The following is a 23008-nucleotide window of genomic DNA, read 5'->3' as shown; positions in this document are numbered from 1 at the left end:
CACCTCCCGGCCCTACTTGACCGAGCCCATCACGAGGCCGCGGCGGATATAGCCCTGCAGGATCACGTACAGGATGATCGGGGCCGTCGAGGAGAGCAGCAGGGCTGCGATGGACAGCGGGTAGTCGGCGCCGGCCAGGCGTTGGCCCAGCGTGGCGATGCTGCCGGTGATCGTCTGCTTCTCGCCGCTCTGCAGGAACACCAGCGGTACCAGCAGGTCGTTCCACCAGCCGGTCAGGTTGAACACCGAGGCGGTGACGATGCCGGGCACCGCGAGCGGCACCACGATCCCGATCATGATCTGTGGGTAGCGAGCTCCGTCCACCTTGGCGGACTCGATCAACTCGTCCGGCAGGGCCCGGATGATCGCGGTGATCAGGAAGATGCTGCCGGGCAGGGCCCGGGCTACCCACATGCAGACCACCGAGGCCGGCGAGTCGGACAGTTCCAGGCTGACGAAGAGCAGGTAGCCCGGCACCAGGATCGCGATCATCGGAATGCCCATGCTGCCGACGACGAGCGCGTAGATCACCTGGCGGCCGCGGAACCGGAGCTTGGCCAGCGCGTAGCCGGCCGGGACGGCCAGGGTGAGCGTGAGCACCAGCGCCGACGCCGCATAGAGGGCCGTGTTCGCCAGGATCCGCAGCACGTCGAAGCGGTTGTTCAGGGCGACGAAATTCTCCAGGTTCGCCCAGTTCCGGGGCAGTCCGATCGGGTCGTCCAGGAACTCGGTGGATCCCTTGACCGAGGTGATGATCATGAAGAACAGCGGGTAGACCGCGGCCACGGCCAGCAGCCCGAGCACCAGGGTGGCGACGCCGCGGCCGACCCGGTCCGGTCTGATCATGGTTCTCGTCGTCGGGGTCGTCATTGCATCCGCTCCAGCAGCCGTACCTGCAACCAGGAGCAGGTGAAGGCGATCACCAGCAGCATCACCGCCAGCGCGGAGGCGGCGCCCAGTTCCCCTTCCTGGAAGGCCTTCAGATAGATCATGTAGTCCAGCGGCGTGGTGGCCCGGCCGGGCCCGCCGCCGGTGCTCACCAGGACCAGGCCGATCAGGTCGACCAGGACGTAGATCACGTTGGTCAACAGGAAGTACGCCACCGTCGGCCGGAGCAGCGGCAGCACGATCGAGAACAGTCGCCGCCACCAGCCGGCGCCGTCCACCTTGGCCGCCTCGATCAGGCCGCCGTCGATCGTGGACAACCCGGCCATGAAGATCAACACGCCCTGGCCGAGGGTCTGCCAGTAGAACGCGGTGAGCAGGACGCCGAACGCGGTATGGGTCTGGCCGAGCCAGTCCTGGGCCAGCCACTCGAGACCGATCAGTCCGAGGAACGAGTTGACCGCGCCGGTCGGGCTGAACAGGATCCGCATCAGCAGCCCGACCACCGCCGCCGACAGCACGGTCGGCAGGTAGTAGACGGACCGGAAGATCCGCCAGCCGGGCACCTGATCATGGATGGCCACCGACACCGCGACACAGATCAGCAGCAGCGGCGGGATCGAGCAGAGGAAGATCAGGTTGGTCCGGATCAGCTCGAAGAACTGCCCACCGAACAAGGGATCGGCGTAGTTCTTCAGGCCGACCCATTCGGCGTCCGCACCGTTCCAGTCGGTGAAGCTGTACCGGATCGTCGAGGTCACCGGATACCAGAGCAGGACGGCCATCACCAGGATCGCCGGCGCCAGCGTGAGCCAGGCCAACGCGCCGTCACCGCCCTTCGACGGGCTCAGGGAACGTCGGCTCACTTCAGCGAGTCGCGCTTCTTGTCCAGCCGCGACAGGAACTCACTCGCCGTGATGTCGCCGTTCCAGGCCAGCTGGGCCTGCGCACCGAGTTCGCTGACCAGGTCGGCGGGGAACGTGTTGTCGGGCCAGAACGTGTTGCTCTGCTCGACGCCCCAGGCCTGCAACTGATTGATCAACGGGTCCGGGTAGACGTCCTTCAGGTCGGTCCGGCCGACCAGCGGGCCGGGGTCGCCCGACTCGGCGAACTTGCGCTGCTCGTCGGCGCTGAGCAGGTGCTTGATGAAGGCGACCGCCTGCTCCTTGTGCTTGGACTTCTGCGACACGATGAACGCATTGCCGCAGCCGCCGACGGTGCCACCCTGGACGGCGGTCGGACTGATCGTCGGCAGCTTCGCGGTCGCCGCCTGATCACCCAGCTTCTTGCGCAGCTGCGGTACCCCACCGGCCCCGCCGACACTCATCGCGGCCTTGCCGTTGAACAACTGCTGGGAGGCCTGTGAGTCCTCGATGGTCGGTGCACCCGGCACCGCGTAGTCGCGCAGGCTGAGCCACTTGGTGGTGGCGTCGAGGATGGCCGGATCGGTGAACTGCCGGGCGCCCGAGCTGAGCTCACCGATGCCGGGCGGGCCACCGGCGGCCTGGGCCAGCCAGGTGTCGTAGGTGAAGTAGAGGTAGTTGAGCTTGCCCAGGGCGAGCGGCGTCACGCCGGACTTCTTGATCTTGTCCAGCTCGCCGATCCAGCTCTCGAAGTCGATCGGCCAGGAGGACGGGTCGACCCCGGCCGCGTCCAGCAGCTTCTTGTTGTACAGCAGGGCCATGGCCCCGTCGGTGCCGTTCGGCACGCCGAGGATCTTGTCGCCCTGGGTCGGGTCGAATCCCTCGGTGACCGCGGCCCAGCCGGACAGTGCCGCGAATTCGGTGTCGTCGAAGTACTGCCGCATCGGCTCCAGGAAGTCACCGACGCTGAGCATGTAGCTGCCGGACCAGACGTTCGCCACGTCCGGCCCCTTGCCGCCGATGCTCGCCGTCCTGATCTTGGTGAACATCGTCGCGTCGCCCGGCAGCTCCTCGGTCTTCACCTCGACGCCGGTCTGCTCGGTGAACCGGGCGATGGCCTGGGTGATCCAGAAGTCGGACGGCTTCTTCGCCTTGTTGTTGGAGTCGGTGGTCGGATAGCCGCTCCAGAACGTGATCGGGCCCTTGCTCTGCGCGGCCGGGCTGCTGCCACCGCCGGAACTGCACGAGGCCGCGACGGCGGCGGTGGCCGCGACACCGGTCAGGGACAGCAGCCGGCGGCGGGACAGGGCCGGGATCGGTGTGGGTGAAGTCATCGGTGACACCTCGGATTCGTCAAGAGGATGGCGGCTCAGACGAGCCGAGCCGCCGGAGTGGGATGGACGGAGTCGAACCGCAGCGCCCGGCCGGCCGCGAACCGGTCCGGGCTCAGCCAGTCGGTCTCCAGGGTGGCCGGCGCTCCGGGCACACCGGCGAGTTCGATCATGGTCTCGCCGTGCAGCACCCTGGCCGCGACGGCCTTGGCCAGTCCGGCATGCAGGGTGATGCCATGGCCGTTGCAGCCGAGGACGTTGATCAGGTTGTCCGCGCCGGCGCTCCGGCCGACCAGCGGGTAGCCGTCCGGCGTCATGCCGTAGACGCAGTTCCAGCCGGGGAGGAAGCGGGACCGGGGCAACCGCCAGCCGTTTCTGATCATGGTGCCGACCTGCTCCGGGAAGCCGTCGTCGTTGGCCAGATCACAGTGATCGGGATCGACCGTGTACGCGGGATCCGGGAGATGCCGGTGCTGGCCGAAGAGCAGCATCTCGCCCTCCTCACCGCGGCACCAGCCACCCTGACCGGCCGCCTCTCCCGGCCAGCCGACCAGCGGCGCCCGGCCGACGCCGTCCTCGAAGCCGGTGGCGACCGCGACCTGGATCCGCTGCGGGATCAGGTCCAGGTCGATGCCGAGCAGCCGGCCGACCTTGGCGCCCCAAGGACCGGCGGCGTTGATCACCGTGTCGATCTCGATCGGGCCGCGCCGGGTGATCAGCCGGGTGATCCGGGTGCCCTCGTGATCGAGGGCCAGCACCGGCGTGCCGGGCAGCACGGTCAGCCGTCCGGTGCGGCGGCCCAGTTCGGCGTACAGCTCGACCAGCTGGTACGGGTTGATGAAGCCCTGGTTCGGGAAGAAGTCACCACCAGCGACGTCGTCGGGCAGCCAGGCGAACCGGGCCCGGAGCTGTGCGGCGGTCAGCCGCTCCCGGTGGTAGATCCCCGCCGGCCCGCTGCCGTACGCGGCCTCGAAGGCCGACGGGCCGGGCTCGGCCTGCCCGGATCGCCAGTAGGACAGCGATCCGTAGCGGTGGAACGGAAAGCCGTGCTCGCGTTCCAGGGTCAGGATCCGATCATGCCCGACCAGGCTGAGCACCGCGTACAGCTCGCCGAGGTCGTGCAGGCAGACCACGCCCGCCGAGCCGCCGGTGGTTCCACCGGCCAGGGCGCGACGCTCGAACACGACGACCTCGACGCCGGCCCGGGCCAGTTCGTAGCCGCAGGCCAGCCCCAGGATGCCGCCGCCGATCACGGCGACGGCGGACCGTTCCGGCGTCTTCACGACGGCCGGCCCAACAAGCGGGGGAAGATCGTCGACCAGCGGCCTTCATGATCGGGTTCCGGATACTGCGGGACGAAGCCGAGCCGAAGGTAGAGCTTGATCGCGGCCAGCCGGTGATCATCGGTCTCCAGCACGGACGCCTGGTGCCCCTCCTCCGCGAACCGGTGCAGCACGGTGACCACCGCCGCCTGCCCGACACCGCGGCCGCGCACCGCGGGATCGGCCGCGACCCAGTGCAGATACCCGGCACCGGGATGGCGGTCGGGCAGCGTCCGGGCCGACGCGGTGGCGACGATCCGGTCATGATCACGAACGACGAAGACCGCCGTGACGGTCGGTTCGTCGAGCAGGTCGCGGTGCACCCGTGCGACGTCCCACGGCTCGTCGAACGAGGCGGTCAACAGCCGGGCCAGGGCATCGGCATCCGCCGGGCCGGCGACTTCGGTGTCCGGACGGGACGGCAGGCCGGCCAGGTCCGGGCGACGCATCAGCAATGAGGTCATGGTCTCTCATATGTACGAAATACGGAACATATGTCTAGTATTCACGGTACAGTTTTAACGTTGCACGCGTCAAGGGATCGGGTACCCGGGCAAGGAGATGATCATGGTCAAGGAACCCGCGATCGGTTCGGCCTCGACCGGGCGCACCCTGCTGGTGCTGGAGACCCTGGTCCGGGCGACCGAGCCGGTGACGCTGACCGAGTTGGCCCGGCGCTGTGCCATCCCGCCGGCCACCTGCTCGGCCGTCGTCGCGTCACTGGAGCGGCACGGCTACGCCCAGCGCTCCGTCGTCGGCCGCAGTCACCTGTGGCGCCCGACCCTGAAGCTGTACGGGCTCGGCATGCAGACGCTGCGCCGGTTCGAACTCGCCGACGAGAGCGTACCGATCTTGAACGAACTCCGGGACGAGGTCGGCCTGGCCGCCCACCTCGGCGTGCTGGACGGGGCCCAGGTGGTCTACGTGGCGAAGGCCGGCACCGGCACCATGGTGCAGTTCAACACCTATCCGGGCCGGATGTCGCCGTACAACGTGACCGCGCTGGGCAAGGCGATCGCGGCCTTCTCGCCCGAGGCCCGGCAGCAGGAGTTGCTCGATCAGGCGGTGCCGGGTCGCGGGCCGAAGGGGCACGGCACCGGACGGCGCCGGCTGCTGGAGGAGTTCGGCGCGATCCGGGACCGCGGCTTCGCCGTCGAAGATCAGGAGGAGGAGGTCGGCATCGCCTGCATCGCGGCACCCGTCCGCGACCCCGACGACATCGCCATCGCCGCCATCGGCGTCACCGGCCTGGAACACCAGCTGATGCACGCCGAGCGGGCCCGGATCGCCGGTGCCGTGGTGCGCGCCGCCGACGCGCTCGCCGAGCGGACCGGTCTGCGATGATCGGGTCACCATGACCGGTCGTGATCTTCGAAGCCTGCCCAAGGCCAATCTGCACCTGCACCTGACCGGCTCGATGCGGCCGTCGACCGCCGACGAACTGGCGGCCCGGTACGGGCTGCCGCCGGTGCCGCCGGTCGACCCGGACGGACCGGTGCCGCACGGCTGGGAGGTCTTCCAAGATCGTTACGACGCCGCCCGCAGCGCGGTACGGTCCGCGGCCGACATCCACCGGATCGTCACCGAAGCCATCGACGACGACCAGTCAGACGGAGCCGGCTGGGTGGAACTGCAGGTCGACCCGACCTCGTACGCACCGCACCTGGGCAGCCTGGAGGCGGTGATCGAGGCCGTGCTCTCGGCGGTACGGGGCCGGCCGGCGGGAGTGATCATCGCGGCCAGCTGGGGCGCGCCGGCCGATCACGCGGAGCGGCTGGCGGAACTGGCCGTGCGCTACCAGCCGCACGGTGTGGTCGGCTTCGGGCTGTCCAACGACGAACGGCGCGGCCGGACCGCCGACTTCGTGCCGGCCTTCCGGTTGATCACCGAGGCCGGTCTGATCGCGGTGCCGCACGCCGGGTTCTACCAGGGCGCCTGGCACGTCCGGGAGGCGATCGAGCTGCTCGGGGCGCACCGGGTCGGGCACGGGCTGACCGCGGTCGAGGATCCCGGTGTGCTCGAGCTCCTGGCCGGTCGCGGGATCGCCCTGGAGGTGTGCCCGACGTCGTACCCGCCGTTCGGTGTGGTCGCCGACCTGGCCTCGATTCCTCTTGATCAACTCGCCGCGGCCGGCGTGCCGGTGGCGTTGGCGACCGACGACCCGTTGATCTTCGGCGTCGACCTGGCCGGGCAGTACGCCCTCGTCCGGGACCATCTCGGTCGCACCGACACCGCGCTCGCCACCCTGGCCGAGCAGTCCGTCGACGCCTCCGCCGCCCCGGCCGAGCTGAAGGCGCAGCTCCGGGCCGGGATCAGGAGCTGGCTCGGCTCGGCGCCCGGTCCGGCGTGACCGGATCCGCCGTGGGCGACCCGGGCCGGATCCGGCCGGCCAGCAGCGCACCGGCCAGTGCCGCGACCGCGGCGACGACGAAGATCAGCCCGAACACGAGCGCGGGCGGTTCCGGTGCGGTGGCGGCGATCGCGTAGCCGACCGCGACGCCGCCCGCGCTGATCATGGCCGAGCCGAGCAGGCTGTTGCCCGCCGCGACCCGGCCCTGCTCGGCGTCGGCGGCCAGGTCCAGCCGGTGCACCGACAGCGTCGACGAGGAGATCCCGATACCGACCCCGGCGATCGCCCAGCCGGCCAGCCCGAGCGGGGCCGGGATGACGCCGAGGGCGGTGGCGCCGGCCGCGACCAGCCCGACAGCGATGGCGGCGAAACCCCAGCGAACCCGGTGCACCGCCGTGCTGCGCCGCCGGACGGCCGGGCTGCCCTGGAGCCAGGAGCCGAGCGCCCAGAACAGGCCGGTCACGGTCAGGCTGAGGCCGGCCGCCGCCGGGCTGAAGCCGGCCCGCTTGATCAACATCAACGGCAGGTAGCTCGACCCGACCGCGAACGCCGCCGACAGCACCGCGCTCAGGCCGACGGTGGCGCCGAGGCCCCGGCGGAGCGCCAGGGTGCCGTGCGGCAGCAGCGGCCGGGCGCACCAGATCCCGATCACGACCAGCACACCGAGGGCGGCGGCGCCGATGATCATGGGCGTGCCGCCGGCGCTGGCCAGCGGGGCCAGCGCCGCGGCCGCGCCCATCGTGACCGCCACCGCGATCGCGTACGGCAGCGTCCGCGGACCGCCGGCCCGCGCGGCCGGTTCCCGCGGCGTCCGGCCGGAGGCCCGGATCGGCCCGAGCAGGGCCAGCACCACCGGCAGCGCGAGCGCGCCGCCGATCAGGAACACCGCCCGCCAGCCGAACCACTCGGCCACCCAACCGGCCAGCTGCGGGCCGACCACCGAGGGCAGGATCCAGGCCATCGCGATCAGGCTCATCATCCGCGGCCGCTGCGCCTCCGGGATCATGATCACGATCAGCACCGTGATCCCGATGTCGAACAGACCCTCGGCGATGCCGGACAGCAGCCGGCCCGCCACGACCATGATCATCGACGGCGCGGCGGCGATCACCAGCTGGGCCACCGTGAACAGACCGACGCCGGTGAGGATCGCCGGGCCGGGGCCGCGCCGGTCGGACCAGGCCCCGGCCAGCACCACCGCGACGACGTAGGCCAGACCCGGGCCGGTCGTCGCGGCGCCGAACCAGGTCAGCCCGCCGAGGTCGTTCGCGAGCACCGGCAGCACCGTGCTGGTGGCCCGGTTCTCCAGGGCGCCCAGGGTCACCAGGGCCAGCATGGCCAGCACGGCCGGGGTCCGCGGTCCCCGGAACAGGCTCGGCTCGTTCGTCGTACGGTTCACCCGCCGATCCTGCAACTTCACGTGAACTTGAGGTCAACCCTCTGGCCTCTAGGGGACCAAGACCAATCGGGTCCCGGCCGGATCACGGGTCCAGGCCCGGGACACGTCCCGGAGCGGTACGGCCTCGGTGTCCATGATCAGCTCGCCCGCCGCGGCAGCCTCCAGGACCCGGCGGAAGGCGGCCTGCAGCACCACCGGCGCCGGAAGACTGCCGGTGCCGTTGCCGACGATCTCCAACCCGGACGACCGCAGCGTCCCGGCCGCGAGTGAGATCCGCGGGCCGGCCATCTCACCCACCTGGACCAGCCGGGTGCGCTTCCTCGCCGGACCAAGATCACTGCGTCCGAGCGAGTTGATCAAGGCCTCGGCCGGTTCGCCCCAGAGGTAGTCGATCACCAGGTCGAACCCGTCACCGGCGACGGCCGCCAGTGCCGCGGCAAGATCGTGGCCGGCGCCGATCCGTACCGTTTCGTCGGCCCCGAGCTCGGCCAGCCGGGCCAGCGACTCGGCGTTGCGGCCGGCCGCGACCACCCGGCGGGCACCCTGCAGCCGGGCACACTGCACGGCAAGCCGGCCGGTCACCCCGGTCGCGCCCAGGACGAGTACGTCCTGGCCCTCGCGCAGCCCACCAGCCTGGGCGAGCGACAGCCAGGCCGAGACGCCGGCGTTGGGCAGCGCGGCGGCGGTCAGGTCGTCCAGGCCCTCCGGCACCGGCTGCAGCCAGGCGCGGGGCGCGGCGACCAGTTCGGCCATGCTCCCGTACGGATCCCGCGGTGCCCCGAAGAACACCCGGGTGCCGTCCTCCGTCCGGCCGACGCCGTCCAGACCGGCGACTGCCGGCAGGGCGGCGTGGCCGGAGTAGTGGCTGCCGGCGGCCCGCATCCGGGCGACGTTGGTGATCGCGGCCGCGCTGACCCGGACCAGCACCTCACCGTCGCCCGGTTGCGGGTCGGCGAAGTCCCGGTAGGCCGGCGGCGTGCCGAGCTCGGTGATCACTGCAGCCTTCATGTCCCCGTCTCCTTAACAGTGTTAAATACGACCGTCTCCAGAGTCACTTAACCTTGTTAATCTGTCAATCGGGAGGTGGAACATGGGCCTGGATCGCGAGGCCGTCGTCCGCAGTGCGCTGCGCCTCCTGGACGCGGAAGGACTGGACAAACTCACCCTGCGCCGGATCGCGGCCGAGCTCGACGTGAAGGCGCCGGCGCTCTACTGGCACTTCAAGAACAAGCAGGAACTGCTCGACGAGCTGGCGACGACGGTGCTGCGGGAAGCGGTGGCGGACGACTCCACCTGGGCCGACCTGCCCTGGCGCGAGTTCCTCCGGACCTACGCGCACGCCCTGCGGCGGGCCCTGTTGCGGTATCGCGACGGCGCCAAGATGGTGCCCGGCACGTATCTCACGGACGAGCGGATGTACGGGCTGATGGAACGAGCCCTCGGCGTGCTGACCGGAGCGGGCTACTCCGCCGAGCTCGCGTCGACGGCGCTGTCGACGACCTACTGCTACACCGTCGGGTTCGCGATCGAGGAACAGGCCGTCCACCCGCGGCCCGGCGAGAGCGACCCGCGCTACTCCAAAGAGGCGCGGGCGCGACGGATCTCGGCCGACGCCCAGCCGACCGTCGCGGAGCTGAACCGACGCAACCCCACGGACGGCGACCGGGACGCCGACTTCGACCGCGGCCTGCGATTGATCATGGACGGCCTCGCGGCCGCGACCGGCTAGCGACCGACCCGGCGCTCGTACCGACCCTTGGCCAGGTCGTACGCCTTCGCCAGCAGGGCCCGGAGCGTGACGGTGGTCCGCGGCCCGGGATTCACGACGGCGAGCCAGCCCTGCGCACCGTAGACGGGATGAGCGATCACCACGTCCTCCCGGCTCGGGTCGCCATCGCCGGGCCCGGACTCCCGGGGCAGGTGCCCGACCTGCTCGACGAAGGCGTCCCGGCCGGCCGCCACGTTGACCCGGAAGGCACCCGGCCGGTCCAGCCGCGACCGCTCGTCCTCCGGATAGTTCTTGGTCACGACGGTGGCGAACGGCTGCGTGGCCGTCGGCATCACTCCGTCCGGGGCGTAGTAGAAGAACACGTCACCCCAGGCGAGCTCCGGCGTGCCGTCACCTGGGCCCGGCCGGACCACGAGCGTTCCGGGCCGGGCGGCCACCTGATCGACAATCTCCTCGAGTTCCATGGTTCGAGCGTTTCATTAAAGTGCTTGTAGAGGCTTACGACTCTGAAATCAAGGAGAACCAGTGCCAACCCTCAATCGGGACGGCTGGCGAACCGGGGCTCTGGCCCGGCGGGCCGGCTACTCGGCGCAGCAGATCCGCAACCTGGAGGAGGCCGGCGTGCTGCCTCCGGCCGACCGTACCGACGCGGGCTACCGGAGCTATCGCGAGGTGCACCTGCAGTGCGCGCTGGCCTATCGAGCGCTTGCCACCGGCCTGGGCCCGGTCGCCGCCAAGGACCTGCTCCGGCTCGTGCACACGGGGACGACCGGCGAGGTGCTGGCCCGGCTCGACGCCGCCCATGCCGGGCTGGACCGGGAGCGGGCCGAGGTCCGGCTGGCGCGCGCCGCGGTGGCGGCGATCGCGGAGGAGCCGATCCAGGATGTCCGGCCGAGTGACTCGATGGGCGTCGCCGAGCTCGCCGCGGCTCTCGGGGTGCGCCCGTCGACCCTGCGGCACTGGGACGCGGAGGGCTTGGCCGTGCCGGAGCGGGTGCCGCCGGGCGGGACGCGCCGCTACACGCCGAGCCAGGTGCGTGACGCCCGGATCGTGCAGCAACTGCGGCTCGCCGGCTACCGGATCGACACCCTCCGGGCCGTCCTCCCCGAGCTGACCGGCAGCGGGAAGGCCGAGGTCACCGCCGCGCTGGCGGCCCGCGACCTCAGGATCGAGGCTCGGTCCCGGGCCCTGCTCGACGCCGCCGCCATGATCAGCAAGCTGCTCACCGGGCGGGACGGGTGGACATTACTGTAACAACGTCTGTTACGGTTATCCCGAGGAGGTAGCGATGACCTTGAGCAGTCGCACGGCCGTGGCCATCCACACGCTGACCAAGTTGGCTCAGCACGGACCGGATCGACTTCTGACCTCGGCAGAGATCGCGGACAGCCTGAACGGCAATCCGGTGGCGGTCCGGCGCATCCTCGGCCAGCTCCGCGCAGCCGGCCTGGTCGAGTCGACCGAGGGGTACGGCGGCGGCTGGCGACTCAGTCGGCCGGCGCGCCAGATCACCTTGTACGACGCGTACGCCGCGGTCGAGACCGGACCGGTGCTGGCCGGACACGTGCAGCCGCCGAACCAGGGGTGCGTGATCGGCCGGCACATCTCCACCCTGCTGCACACCGAGTTCGCGGCGGCTGAGACCGCCCTGCAACAACGACTGAGCCGGACGAGCATCGCCGCCATCCACCAGAGCATCCTCGACCTGGAAAGCGAAGCCACACAGGCCGCACGGCCGTAATCGAACCCAGGCCACCCGCCCGCCGTTGATCATGCCCAAACTGTAACAATCTTTGTTACAGTTTCAGAAAGGACTGTCCTCCATGCCGGTCGACCACACCGTGACCACCCGTTCCCGAACGACCGCGGGTGTGCTCGCGATCGTCGGCCCCGCCATGTTGCTGGTCGTGATCAGCAGCGACATGGTCACCCTGGTGCTGCCCATGATCGGCAGCACCTACGGCGTCTCCAAGGCCGAGCTGGCCTGGATGGTGACCGGATTCCTGCTCACGTTCTCGATCGGAATTCCCTTCTACGGAAGAGTTGCCGACCGATTCAGCCTGCGCAGCCTCTACCTCGGCACCCTGGTCGTCTTCGCCGCCGGCAGCATCGTCGCGGCTCTCGCACCCGGCTTCGTGCCGATCGTCGTCGGTCGGGTGATCATGGGCGCCGGCGGGGCCGCGATTCCGGTCCTCTCGGTGGTGGCCGTGATGCGCCTGCTGCCGCCGGACCGGCGAGCCGTCGGCTTCGGTCTGCTGGGTGCGGTCGGCGGCGTCGGGGCGGCGCTCGGCCCCGCCTTCGGCGGCGTCCTCGGCCAGCTGGTCGGCTGGCGAGGTCTGTTCTGGTGCACCGCGGGGCTGGCGCTGGCGCTGCTGCCCGGGGTGCTGCGCGGTCTTCCGGCGACGCCTGGCGAGGACCGCCGTCCGGTCGATGTCGCGGGCGGGCTGCTGCTCGGAGCGAGCATCGGCGCGCTGCTGCTCGGCATCACCCAGGGCCAGACCAACGGGTTCGGGTCGCCGGCCAGCTGGCCGTTGATCATCGCGGCGCCGGTGTCGGCCGCGCTGTTCGGCTGGCGACTGCGGACCGCCGCCCACCCGTTCGTGACGCCCGGGCTGTTCGCGCACCGCGCCTTCACCGCGGCGACCCTGACCGTCCTGCTGGCGATGGCGGTGAATCTGGCCGCACTGGTCTTCGTGCCGACCATGATCATCGAGGAGAATGCCCTGGCACCGGGCCTGGCCAGCGTGATCATGATCCCGGGCGGCGTCGCCCTCGGGGTGTGCTCGCCCGTCGCCGGCCGGTTGATGGGGCGGTACGGCGCGCGACCCCTGGTGCTCGGCGGCTTGATCATGATCACGGCGGCGATGCTGACCCTGGCGTTCACCGCCGGAGCGTCGCCGATCCTGGTCGCGGTCGCGGTGACCGGCCTCGGCGCCGGCTTCGCGTTCGTGATCACGAACGTCACCGCGGTCGCCGCCGAGTCGCAGCCGCCTCAGCTCGCCGGTGCCGGGCTCGGGATCTTCCAGGGCGCCCAGTTCCTCGGCGCCGGAGCGGGGCCGGCGCTGGCCGGCGTCCTCCTCGACGCGCGGCACGGCACCGACCCCGTGCTCCCCTGGTACGCCCTCGGCGCACCGGCCTATTCCGACCTGTTCCTCGGGCTCACCGCGGTCACCCTGATCGCGATGGTGGTCGCGGCCCGGACGCTCAGGTCACGGACCTGACGCAGGCCAGCCGGACCGCCCGGCCGTCCTTGCTCTTCGTCCCCGGCAAGAAGGCCGCTCGCTTCAGCCAGGCCTCGACCGAGGCCGGGGTCACCGTCGTGTGCTGCGACAGGTAGAGCGCCGCGGCGCCGGTCACGTGCGGTGCCGCCATCGAGGTGCCGGACATCGGCCCGATGCCGCCGCTGTTGCCGGTCGACGTGATGTTCACGCCCGGGGCCCACAGGTCGACACAGGAGCCGTAGTTGGAGAACGACGCCTCCTTGTTCGCGATGTCGGTCGCCGCGACCGTGATGATTCCGTTGTTGGTCCCCGCTCCGGCCCTGGCCGGCGACTGCTCGCACGCCGACTTGCTCTTGTTGCCGGCCGACAGCCCGTACACCACTCCGGAGGCCGCGGATCGACGGATCGCGTCATCGAGAGCCTGGCTCGGATTGCCGCCGATGCTCATGTTCGCGACAGCCGGCTTCTTGGCGTTCGCGGTGACCCAATTGATCGCCGCGATCATGTCGGAATACCAGCCATGGGTCTCACAATCGAGCACCTTCAGCGAGGTGATCGGAATGCCCGGCGCGACCCCGACCACGCCAGAACTGTTGTCCCGCGCAGCGATCGTGCCCGAGATATGGGTGCCGTGCCCATGGCAGTCGGTGTCCGGATCCTCCGTGAAATTGAGCCGTTTCACCACGTTGAGGTCCGGATGCGGGGCGACCCCCGAGTCGATCACGTACGCATTCACGCCGGTCACCGTTCCGGACCCGTTGCCGGCCCTGGTGTAACTCAGGTCGGCCTGGACCGCGTTGACGCCCCAGGGGAAGGTCTGTCCGTTGCCGGTGACCTGCTGGTCCGGCTCGACGTACTTCACCTGCGGGTCGGCCAACAGCTTCTTGACCAGCCCGTTCGGCATGGTCGCGCTGTAGCCGCGGAGCCCCTTGTCGTAGACGTGGCCGACCTTCAACCCGGTGAACGACTGCAACCGCTGCAGCGTCGACCCGAGCAGGTCGGCCTTCTCGTCCAGTACGACGATGTAGCGCCCGAGCCGTTGGTCCTCCGGTTGCTCCGCCGCGGCGGGCGCCGCCGCCGCGTACGAGAGCAGTGTGATCGCCGCGACGGCAGCGAAACCTTTCACGAACCTGCGCATGGAAAACTTGCCCCTCCCCCAAGACCCCCGCATCCGGCGGATACCGCCGGGTCTGATCTCGAATTCCGACCGTTCTTATCGGCCCGGAACTCACCATTTCGTAGGCCGTAACTCGGGATCAATGAACTTCAAGAACTCCTGAGGGAGTCCCTGCGGAATACCGGGGAACCACAGATTCTTTGGGTAAGGGAAAGTATTGACACCTGCAGGCGCTTTCCGCGGAGTTCATCGACTTCCGCGGTGCGGACCGGACCTTCCGCCCGGTCGCGACGGCTCAGAGCGGCGTAGCGGTGGCGCCGTTGGCCACCATGAACCCGAAGTCTCCGGGCGCGACGACCGTCATCGGCTCTCGGGCCAGCACCAGGATGTTCGTCGGGTACGGCGCTCGCAGCTCCTCCAGCAGCTCGAACGTGTACGGGTCGTAGACCCGGCCGAGCAGCGCCCCCTCGGGTACCTCCTCGCCGAGCCGGTCCGCCCCGTACTCGCTGATCAGGAAGCCGCCCTGGACCGGCCCGATCCGAGTGATCTCGTGCACCACGCGCTGCGCCGCCAGCGGGGCCTCCGGCTCGCCGGGAAGCATGCCGATCCGGCGCATCACGTTGTGGATGCCGGTCACCCCACGGGAAACGAAATGCTCGATCCGCTGACCGCCGCCGCCGAGTTCGGACACCATGACCTTCATCCCGGCGGCCTTGGCGACGTCCGTCGTCGTGCCCTGATAGGGATTGTGGTCGTAGAGCAGCGGCGAGCCGTACGCGATCGCGACCTCGGGCCCGTCCGTGTCGAGGTAGACGTAGTCGACCGTGGCCTGATTCCCGCCCGAGTGCAGATCGATCAGATGGGTGCCCCCGCTGGTCCGCAGGAAATCGGCCAGGACGGCGCCGATCCGGTCGGTGATCGTGCCTTGCTGATCACCGGGCATCACGCGATTCAGGTTGCCGCCGTCCAGCGGTGAGTTCCGGTTCAGAGCATGCAGAGCGAGTGGATTGCAGACCGGTACGGCCAGCACCTCGCCCGCGAAATCCAAGCCGGACAAGGCTTCCACGGCTCGACGGATGATCTCGACGCCGATCGGTTCGTCGCCGTGGACGCCACCGAGCAAGATCAACCGGGGTCCGGCCGCGCTGCCGGTGAGCCGGTGCACGACCAACTCCAACTCGCGGCCGTCGGTGAGCCGGGACACCGGAAGTCGGTCCAAGGTGTGGGTGGCGGTCATCGGGGATTCTCCTTCGGTCGTGATCATGAACGGGTCGGGTCGGTGCCGAACGCCTCGTCGGCGGCGGCGAGCAGCGCATCCACCTCGGCGTCGGTGTGGGCGGCGCCGAGCGCGCCGTGCAGCAGCGGCTTCGGCGGCAGCAGCAGGTGGTGCCGTTCGGCGGTCCGGACCAGGTGCAGATAACGCTCGGCGTGGGTGGCCATCGCCTCCCGGTAGTCGCGCGGTGCGGCGGGCACGAAGTACGGCTGGAAGTGGCCGCCCATCCCCGCGACGAGCACGGGGACCCGGTGCCGCCGGGCCAGGTCGACGAAGCCGTCCCGGAGCCGGTCGGTCAGGGCCTCCAGGTGACGTTGCGGCTCGCCCGTGGCCAGGATCGGCAGGGCGGCAGCCGCCGCCGCGACCGCACTGCCGTGCCCGTTGAAGGTCCCGACCCACTGGACCGGGCCGCCGGCCAGCGTGTCGGTCAGGGCCATCAGCTCGGCCCGACCCTCGACGGCCGCGATCGGGTAGCCGTTGCCGAGCGCCTTGCCGTAGGTGGTCAGGTCCGGCGTGATGCCGTAATGGGCCCGGGCGCCGCCCGGCCCGAGCCGGAAGCCGGTCAGCAGTTCGTCGAAGATCAACACGATGCCGAGCTCATCCGTGAGCTCCCGAAGTCCTTGCAGATAAGCCGATTCGGCCGGGATGAAGCCGATGTCGATCATGACGGGCTCGAGCACGACAGCAGCCAGGTCGGCCGCGTGCTCGCGCAGGATCGCCGCGGTGGCCGGCAGATCGTTGAACGGGAACACCACCGTGTCGGCCGCGGCCCGGGACAGGCCGGCCGAGCCGGGCGGCGACGCGGGCCGGTCCGCCGGCCCGATCGCCTCCGCGGTGCCCCAGGTGGACACCCAGAGGCTGTCAACCCAACCGTGGTAGGCGCCCTCGGCCTTGGCGACCCGCTCCCGTCCGGTCGCCTGCCGGGCCACGGTCAGCGCGTGCATCAGGGCCTCGGTGCCGGTGACGGCGAACCGGACCAGGCCGAAGTCCGGGATCATCGTCCGCAGTGTCTCGACCGCTTCGACCGCGGTCGCCGTCTCGGTGCCGCAGGTCAGGCCGTCGGTCACGCTGCGGACCACCGCGTCGGTGATCACCGGGTGGGCATGGCCCAACATCACCGCGGCGTTGCCCATCCCGAAGTCGGTCCACCGGGTGCCTTCGACGTCCCACAGCCAGGCGCCCTCCGCCCGTTGTGCATAGCAGGGGTACGGATCCCGGGCGCGGGTGCTCGAGTGCGTCCCGCCGGGCACCACGGCGCGGGCGCGGGCGTGCAGGTCGGCAGGACTGATGGACGTCACGCTCATGTTGATCTCCTTGATCTTCGTCGGCGTTCCGGTCTCAGTGGGCCTCGACGATCGAGGAGAGGGCGGCGGCCTGCGCCTTGAGCTCGTCGACCCCGGCGTCGGCCAGCTCACGGCTGTACCGGGCCGCGGGCCCGGCGATCGAGATGCCGCCGGCCGGCCGCCCGCCCGGGCCCAGGATCACGGCGGCCCGGCAGCGCAGGCCCGGGCTGTAGGTCTCCTCGTCGACCGCGTAGCCGACCCGGCGCACTTCGGCGAGCTCACCGGACAGTTCGTCCAGCACGGACGCCGGCACCTCGCCCTCCGCCGCCTCGACCATCCGGCGTTGATGATCATCGGTGCAGGCGGCCAGGATCGCCTTGCCCATCGCCGAGGTGTGCGGCTGGATCAGGTCACCGACCCGGGCCACGGCCCGCAGCGAGGCGTCCGGCTCGCAGCGGGACACCAGAACGATCTTGTCGGAGACGATCAGGCCGATGCTGACGCTCTCCCCGGTGTGCTTGGACAGCTCCCGGGTCACCCGGTCGAGCTGATCCGACTCGTGAAGTTGATCAAGCGTGCGCATGGCCAGCCGGAACATCCGGGGGCCGGGCCCGTACCCGCCGGTGCTGCGGAGCGACAGCATGCCCTGGGCGACCAGGAAGTTGACCAGCCGCGAGGTGGTGGACAACGGCAGGCCTAGCCGCTCGGTCAGTTCGCTGGCCGGCCGGCTCGAATCGGACAGTTCCAGCGCAGCCTCGAGCACCGTGAACACCCGGGCCTGATAGCTCACCTTGTCCGCGGCCGGCTTGTCGGGGGTCACAGCGACACTCCCAGTTCGCGGGCGATCAACCCGACCGGCGGCGAGCCGTGGGCCAGCAGTTCCCGGTGGAATCGCGGCAGCGTGAAGCCGCTCCCCCACCGCTCGCGGAGCCGCTCCCGGAGCCGGCGCAGCAGCACCTTGCCCCAGGTGTAACGGATGTAGCTCGGCTCCCACAGTCCGCGGACCGCCTCGGACCGGGCCATCGGGCCGTCGACGAAACCGTCCCGCGCCAGCAGCGCGACCGCGTCGTCGAGCGTGAGGGCACCGGTGTGCAGGCCGACCGCGCACCGCACCCGGGCGATCCGGAGCAGCGCGTCCATCGCCATCCCGGCCTGGTAGCGCGGGTCGGCGGCGGCGAAGCCCTCCTCCCAGCACATCTCCTCGGCGTAGTGCGCCCAGCCCTCGAAGAACAGTTCGGACCAGAGCGTGCGCTGCACCGCCGTCGGCGCCGCCGCCATCGCACGGGCGTGGCTGCAGTGGCCGGGCGTCACCTCGTGGACGGCGACCACCGGGACGACGGACCGGTTGAATCGCCGCAGCCAGGCGTCGGCATCGGTCTCACTCCAGGCGGGGTCCGGCGGTGTGACGTGGAAGTACGAGTGCCCGCAGCTCTCCCACGGCGCCCGCCAGCTGACCCGGGCCACGCCCCAGCGCCGCGAGGCCGGTGCCGGGGCCACCTCGCAGTCGGCGTCGACGACGTCGATCAGGCCGCGCTCGGTGACGAAGGCGGTCGCGGCGTCGACCGCCGTCTGGGTCTCGGCCAGCACCGCACCGAAGTCGCCATGATCGGCCTTCAATCCCCGTACGGCCTCGTCGGCAGAATCCTTTCCGGCGCCGAGCTTGATCAACGCGTCGTCCAGGACGGCCCGCATCCGCTCCTGTTCGGCCTCCGCCGTCGCCAACAGCTCGTCGAGCTCGACGGTGATCAGGTCCTCGCAGCCGAGCAGCGACCGCAGCGCGTCGGCGCCGAGCAGGTGATGATCTTCGGCCGGCTGCTCGGCGATCCCGGCCAGGTGACCCGCGAACCGCTCCGCCGCCGCCGTCGCGGCCGCCCGGGCGGGTTCGCCCGCGTCGCCCGGGATGCTGCCGGCCACGCCCCGTACCGCCGGCAGGAACATCGCGGCGACCGCCGGGTGGACCAGGTCCAGCGAGGCGACGGCATGATCCACGACGTCCGGCCACAGCGCGAGGTGCCGGTCCCGAGCCGCCGCGCGGTCCGGCTCCGGGGCGTACGGCCGGTCGTACTGGGAGAGGTCGAGCGCCTCCAGGTGCACCCATGGGTCTCGGCGGTGTTGCTCGACGACGCCGAACCTGGTCCGCATCGCGTTCTCGGTGGCCGCCACCTGGGCCTCGTCGAACGGATCCGGGAACGCGTCGCCGCCGAGCCGGCTCCGCCGCTCCCGGACCCCGGCCGGCGACAGGTCGATCACCGTGCCGTCGTACTCCTCGTGCAGCCCGGAGTACTCGCGCAGGAAGGCTGCGTCAAGATCACAGAGCGCCCGCAGCCGCCGGTTCAGTCGTGGTTCGGTCATCATCGTCCTCCCGGCAGTCCCAGGGCCTGGCCGGCGGGCGTCGTGCCACGCCGCCGGCGGACCACGAACGGGACCGCGACCAGAGCGACCACGACCGAGGTCAGGCCCATGATCGTCGACAGGGCCGCCGGGGTCGGGTCCTGATAGTTGTTGAGGTAGTTGAACATCCACACCGGCAACGTCTTGGTGTCGGCGTTGAGCAGGAACAGCGACAGGTCGAGTTCGTTGAAGCTGACCAGGAAGGCGAACAGCGCGCCGACCGCGACCGACGGCCGGATCTGCGGCATCGTCGTCGACAGGAACGCCCGCAGCCGGTGCGCGCCAAGATCAACAGCGGCGTCCTCGACGGTCCGGTCGGCCCGCAACAGTCCCGCCGAGACCACCACGACCACGAACGGGATGCAGGCGACCAGGTGGGTCAGCACCAGCGCCACCCGACCCGGCTCCAGGCCGAGCCGGTAGACCAGCATGAAGACGGCGAAGCCGAACGCCACCTTCGGCACCACGGTGGGCGAAAGGATCGCCGCGTTGATCAACGGGCCGGCCGGCAACCGGTGCCGGGTCAGCCCGACCGCGGCCAGGATCCCGATCACCACCGCGAGCACCGTGACGGCGGCGGCGACGACCAGGCTGGAGACGGTGGCGGCGAGCACGCCGTCCTGCTCGGCCAGGTTGGTGTACCAGCGCAGCGAGAAGCCGGGCGGGGGCCACTGGCCGTACGAGACCGAGGAGAACGAGCTGACGATCACGATGAAGGCCGTGATCAACTGGAACACGTAGACCAGGCCCAGCCAGCCGCCGAGGACCCGGACCCCGCGCGGCTTGGGCGGGTTCGCGGTCACCCCGCCGGCATCGGCCCGCGGCAGCCGTCGCTGGATCAGCCCGAACACGCCGACCGACAGCAGGGCGACCACGAGCAGCACCAGCGAGGCGACGGAGGCGACCGGGAAGTTGGACACGTTGACCAGGCTGTAGACGGTGGTCGACAGCACCTGGACCCGGCCGCCGCCGAGCAGGGCCGGTGCCGCGAAGGCCGAGATCGAGATCGCGAAGACCAGCTGGCAGCCGGCCAGCAGTCCCGGCGCACTGAGCGGCAGGGTGACCCTCGAGAAGGTACGCCAGCGGGAGGCACCAAGATCATCGGCGACCTCGGTCAGCGCCCCGTCGATCTGACCCAGCGTGTTGAAGATCGGGAAAACCATGATCGGCAGCAGCGTGTGGACGAGAGCGATCACGACCGCGATCCGTGTGTAGAGCAGATCGAACGGGCCGAGACCGAGCACGCCGAGCGCGGAGTTGATCATGCCCGCCCGGCCGAGCAGCAGCTGCCAGGCGTAGACCGAGGCGATCCCGGAGAACATCAGCGACGAGAACACGACGAACAGGCCGACGTTGCGGCGGACCGTCCGTCTGATCGAGAAGAGGGCGTAGGCCGTCAGGTAGCCGACGACCGCGAGCACGACGGTGACGATCAGGGCGACGGCCAGGGTCTCCCCGACCACCCGCCAGGTGGCCGGATCGGCGAGGAACGTCCGCCAGCTGTGCAGACTGCCGACGACGTTGTCTCCGTTCGGGACGAACTCGTGGAAGGAGAACTCGCCGATCGTCTCCATCGAGGCGAGGAAGACGACCACCAGCAAGATCAGACTCGGCAGGGTCAGGGACAGTCCGCTGCCGCGCAGGGCGTCAAATCTTCGCGACGACATCCGACTCCCAGCGCTTCGTCCACGCGGCCGTGTTCTTCCCGAGCACGGCCCAGTCGACCAGTTGGAACTTCTGGTCCATCCCCTTCGCGATCGCCGGATAGGCCTTGAGCTTGTCGGTGAGCTCCACCTCTCCGTTGGCCGGCATCTCCAGCGACAGGTCGGCCCACCGCTGATTCCACTTCGGCGACAGCATCTCGTTGATCATGTCGTACATGACCTCGATCTGATCTTCGCTGGAACCCGCGTTGATGTTGACCCCGACCGGGACCAGCACCGTGCCCTCCTCCGGCGAGGCGAACTCGAGCGGTGCGCCGCCGGCCTTCCAGACCTGGCTGGTGCCGTGGTAGTGCGAGGTGAGAACGGCCTCGCCGGTGGACAGCACGTTGAGGTACTGCGGGTTGGCGCTGACGATCGTGCGGATGTTCTTGGCCCGGGAGGCCCAGATCTCGAAGCCGGGATCGAAGTCGGTCCAGTCCCCGCCGTTGAGCACCGAGGCCATGCCGATCGCCTCCCACGGCATGGTGAAGAAGCAGAGCTTGCCGGTCATGTCCTCGGCCCAGAGCCGACTCCAACTGGTCGGCGCCGGCGACAGGCCCTCGGTGTTGTAGAGCAGGCCGAGTTGGTCGGCGCCGAGCGGCATGCCGACCCAGTCGGGGTCGGTCAGGTCCTCGGAAACCTTGCCGGAGTTCGGAATCTGGGCCGGATCCAGCTTCATGTACATGCCGGTCGCCTTGCCCGCCGCCGTCGAGCCGGCGTTGCTGAAGGCCAGGTTGCACAACGGCTTGGTCTTGTCGGCGGCCCATTGCGCCGTCTGCTTGGTGAACAGCAGCGTGTCGTCGAGCTTGATGTCGACGTTCGGGTGGCTGTCCATGTATTCCTTGGCGAACTCCTTCGGCATGACGCCGAGGTCCGCGCCGGCGAACGGTGTCACCGTGATGGTCAGCTTGCTGCCGGAGCCGCCGGTGTTCGGCTTCTTGCCCGATGCGCAGGCGCCGAGCGTGGAGGCGGCCGCGAGGCCCGCGGCGCCGGCCAGCAGGCCGCGGCGGGTGACGCTTGAGTTGATCATGGACTTTCCTCTCGAACGGGACTGTCCGCAGGAACTACTTCGGCAGCGTGACGACCGCGTCGTCCGGCCAGCTGACGAACACGGGCCGGTCCGGGACGAGATCACCCGCCGCGTGCGCCGGCACGTCGACCAGCAGGTCACGGCCGTGATGGGTGGTGGCGACGACTCGGACCGTCGCACCCTGGAAGGTCAGCTGGCTGACCCGGGCCGCGACGCCGGCGCCCTCGTCCGGCCGGGAGCCCGAGATGATCAGGCGCTCCGGCCGGATCGACACCAGTTCGCCGGCGTGCCCGCGCAGCCCGTCGGCCTTGAACGCGCGATCGGGCTCGGTGTCGCCGATCAGGTTGGTGTCGCCCAGGAAGCTGGCACAGAAAGTGGTGGCCGGCTTGGCGTACAGCTGCTCGGGCGGGCCGACCTGATCGACCCGGCCGTCGTGCATGACGGCCATCCGATCCGACATCGTCATCGCCTCGACCTGATCATGGGTGACGAAGATGAAGGTGGTCCCGGAGTTCCGCTGGATCCGCTTCAGGGCCAGTTGCATCTGCACGCGGAGCTTCAGGTCCAGCGCACCCAGGGGCTCGTCCAGCAGCAGCACCGCCGGGTCGTTGGCCAGCGCCCGGGCGATCGCGACCCGCTGCTGCTGGCCGCCCGAGATCTCCGACGGCAGCCGGGCTTCGAAGCCCCGCAACTCGACCAGCTCGAGCATCTCGGCGACCTTCGCGTTCACGTCGCGGCGGGACTTACGCTGCAGCCGCGGGCCGAAGGCGATGTTGTCGGCGACCGACAGGTGCGGGAACAGGGCGAGCTTCTGGAAGATCAGATTCGTCGGCCGCCGATTCGGCGGCAGCCGAGTGACGTCCTTTCCGTCGATCAGCACCCGACCCTCGGTCGGGATCTCCAACCCGGCAAGGATTCGCAGACTGGTCGTCTTGCCGCAGCCCGACGGGCCGAGCAGGGAGAAGAACTCGCCCTTGGCCACCTCGAGACTGACCCGATCGACCGCCTGCACGCCGCCGGGATAGCTCTTCGACACCTGATCCAGCGCGGCGGCCGGCCTGACCTCTGTCGTCATCCCCGGTCCCCTTCGCTCGCTACTCTCACTCAGTGG

The 23008-nt window shown here is 70.2% G+C and carries 22 protein-coding genes; 6 read left to right on the top strand and 16 right to left on the bottom strand.

The genetic code is table 11. The annotated features are described in order from the left end of the window. Window positions 1–12 precede the first annotated feature (12 nt). Genes AC6CCG_RS02500 through AC6CCG_RS02480 form a run of 5 tightly spaced genes read right to left on the bottom strand, consistent with a single transcriptional unit; the run spans window position 13 to window position 4865 of the window. Window positions 13–846: a carbohydrate ABC transporter permease gene (locus AC6CCG_RS02500; RefSeq protein ID WP_496652866.1), complete on the bottom strand. Its 834-nt coding sequence runs from the start codon at window positions 844–846 to the stop codon at window positions 13–15. A gap of 20 nt (window positions 847–866) precedes the next feature. After that, window positions 867–1751 (bottom strand): carbohydrate ABC transporter permease, encoded by an 885-nt coding sequence (locus AC6CCG_RS02495; RefSeq protein WP_496652865.1) that lies wholly within the window; start codon window positions 1749–1751, stop codon window positions 867–869. Continuing rightward, window positions 1748–3082, bottom strand: a complete 1335-nt coding sequence (locus tag AC6CCG_RS02490; RefSeq protein ID WP_496652864.1) for an extracellular solute-binding protein — start codon at window positions 3080–3082, stop codon at window positions 1748–1750. Before AC6CCG_RS02490 ends, AC6CCG_RS02495 begins: the two co-directional genes overlap by 4 nt. Window positions 3083–3117: 35 nt before the next feature. Further along, window positions 3118–4362 (bottom strand): NAD(P)/FAD-dependent oxidoreductase, encoded by a 1245-nt coding sequence (locus tag AC6CCG_RS02485; protein WP_496652863.1) that lies wholly within the window; start codon window positions 4360–4362, stop codon window positions 3118–3120. After that, window positions 4359–4865, bottom strand: coding sequence for a GNAT family N-acetyltransferase (locus AC6CCG_RS02480; protein ID WP_496652862.1), 507 nt, complete (start codon window positions 4863–4865; stop codon window positions 4359–4361). Before AC6CCG_RS02480 ends, AC6CCG_RS02485 begins: the two co-directional genes overlap by 4 nt. 103 nt (window positions 4866–4968) lie before the next feature. Here AC6CCG_RS02480 and AC6CCG_RS02475 point away from each other — a divergent pair, with 103 nt between their 5' ends. Both AC6CCG_RS02475 and add read left to right on the top strand, forming a co-directional pair. Continuing rightward, a complete protein-coding gene (locus tag AC6CCG_RS02475) occupies window positions 4969–5745 on the top strand; it encodes an IclR family transcriptional regulator (RefSeq protein ID WP_496652861.1) in 777 nt (258 codons plus the stop codon). A gap of 10 nt (window positions 5746–5755) precedes the next feature. Continuing rightward, window positions 5756–6751: an adenosine deaminase gene (add, locus tag AC6CCG_RS02470; RefSeq protein ID WP_496652860.1), complete on the top strand. Its 996-nt coding sequence runs from the start codon at window positions 5756–5758 to the stop codon at window positions 6749–6751. Here add and AC6CCG_RS02465 read toward each other — a convergent pair. Continuing rightward, window positions 6714–8150 carry an MFS transporter gene (locus AC6CCG_RS02465; RefSeq protein ID WP_496652859.1) on the bottom strand — a complete coding sequence of 479 codons (1437 nt, stop codon included), beginning with the start codon at window positions 8148–8150 and terminating at the stop codon, window positions 6714–6716. The genes add and AC6CCG_RS02465 overlap by 38 nt on opposite strands. A 48-nt stretch (window positions 8151–8198) precedes the next feature. After that, complete coding sequence (locus tag AC6CCG_RS02460) at window positions 8199–9158, bottom strand: quinone oxidoreductase family protein (RefSeq protein WP_496652858.1); 960 nt, start codon at window positions 9156–9158, stop codon at window positions 8199–8201. 82 nt (window positions 9159–9240) lie between these two features. Here AC6CCG_RS02460 and AC6CCG_RS02455 point away from each other — a divergent pair, with 82 nt between their 5' ends. After that, a complete protein-coding gene (locus AC6CCG_RS02455; RefSeq protein WP_496652857.1) occupies window positions 9241–9879 on the top strand; it encodes a TetR/AcrR family transcriptional regulator C-terminal domain-containing protein in 639 nt (212 codons plus the stop codon). On the opposite strand, the gene AC6CCG_RS02450 is transcribed toward AC6CCG_RS02455, so the two are convergent. Further along, complete coding sequence (locus AC6CCG_RS02450; protein ID WP_496652856.1) at window positions 9876–10343, bottom strand: DUF6194 family protein; 468 nt, start codon at window positions 10341–10343, stop codon at window positions 9876–9878. The two genes, AC6CCG_RS02455 and AC6CCG_RS02450, sit on opposite strands and share 4 nt — an antisense overlap. 61 nt (window positions 10344–10404) lie before the next feature. Between AC6CCG_RS02450 and AC6CCG_RS02445 the strand changes: the two genes are divergently transcribed. From AC6CCG_RS02445 to AC6CCG_RS02435, 3 genes are all read left to right on the top strand, one after another. After that, window positions 10405–11133 (top strand): MerR family transcriptional regulator, encoded by a 729-nt coding sequence (locus AC6CCG_RS02445; protein ID WP_496652855.1) that lies wholly within the window; start codon window positions 10405–10407, stop codon window positions 11131–11133. Window positions 11134–11167: 34 nt separating this feature from the next. Next, window positions 11168–11620 (top strand): Rrf2 family transcriptional regulator, encoded by a 453-nt coding sequence (locus AC6CCG_RS02440; RefSeq protein WP_496652854.1) that lies wholly within the window; start codon window positions 11168–11170, stop codon window positions 11618–11620. Window positions 11621–11702: 82 nt separating this feature from the next. Then, entirely contained in the window at window positions 11703–13100 is a 1398-nt protein-coding gene (locus AC6CCG_RS02435; RefSeq protein WP_496652853.1) for an MFS transporter, read from the top strand. Here the strand turns inward: AC6CCG_RS02435 and AC6CCG_RS02430 are convergent. The 8 genes from AC6CCG_RS02430 to AC6CCG_RS02395 form a co-directional block, all read right to left on the bottom strand. After that, window positions 13084–14238, bottom strand: a complete 1155-nt coding sequence (locus AC6CCG_RS02430) for a S8 family peptidase (RefSeq protein WP_496652852.1) — start codon at window positions 14236–14238, stop codon at window positions 13084–13086. The two genes, AC6CCG_RS02435 and AC6CCG_RS02430, sit on opposite strands and share 17 nt — an antisense overlap. A gap of 274 nt (window positions 14239–14512) precedes the next feature. Continuing rightward, a complete protein-coding gene (locus AC6CCG_RS02425; RefSeq protein WP_496652851.1) occupies window positions 14513–15454 on the bottom strand; it encodes a succinylglutamate desuccinylase/aspartoacylase family protein in 942 nt (313 codons plus the stop codon). 23 nt (window positions 15455–15477) lie between these two features. Beyond that, window positions 15478–16794 carry an aspartate aminotransferase family protein gene (locus AC6CCG_RS02420; RefSeq protein ID WP_496652850.1) on the bottom strand — a complete coding sequence of 439 codons (1317 nt, stop codon included), beginning with the start codon at window positions 16792–16794 and terminating at the stop codon, window positions 15478–15480. Window positions 16795–16828: 34 nt separating this feature from the next. Beyond that, the gene (locus tag AC6CCG_RS02415; protein ID WP_496652849.1) at window positions 16829–17593 is read right to left on the bottom strand and encodes an IclR family transcriptional regulator; all 765 of its coding nucleotides are present in this window, start codon (window positions 17591–17593) and stop codon (window positions 16829–16831) included. Beyond that, window positions 17590–19128: a DUF885 family protein gene (locus tag AC6CCG_RS02410; protein ID WP_496652848.1), complete on the bottom strand. Its 1539-nt coding sequence runs from the start codon at window positions 19126–19128 to the stop codon at window positions 17590–17592. Before AC6CCG_RS02410 ends, AC6CCG_RS02415 begins: the two co-directional genes overlap by 4 nt. After that, the gene (locus AC6CCG_RS02405) at window positions 19125–20831 is read right to left on the bottom strand and encodes an ABC transporter permease subunit (RefSeq protein WP_496652847.1); all 1707 of its coding nucleotides are present in this window, start codon (window positions 20829–20831) and stop codon (window positions 19125–19127) included. Before AC6CCG_RS02405 ends, AC6CCG_RS02410 begins: the two co-directional genes overlap by 4 nt. Further along, window positions 20812–21897 (bottom strand): ABC transporter substrate-binding protein, encoded by a 1086-nt coding sequence (locus tag AC6CCG_RS02400; protein WP_496652846.1) that lies wholly within the window; start codon window positions 21895–21897, stop codon window positions 20812–20814. The genes AC6CCG_RS02405 and AC6CCG_RS02400 overlap by 20 nt, the downstream gene beginning before the upstream one ends. Window positions 21898–21931: 34 nt before the next feature. Then, window positions 21932–22972 carry an ABC transporter ATP-binding protein gene (locus AC6CCG_RS02395; protein ID WP_496652845.1) on the bottom strand — a complete coding sequence of 347 codons (1041 nt, stop codon included), beginning with the start codon at window positions 22970–22972 and terminating at the stop codon, window positions 21932–21934. Window positions 22973–23008: the final 36 nt, after the last annotated feature.

Source organism: Microlunatus sp. YIM B11417 (assembly GCF_059617205.1).
This window is presented reverse-complemented; position numbering and strand designations above follow the sequence as displayed.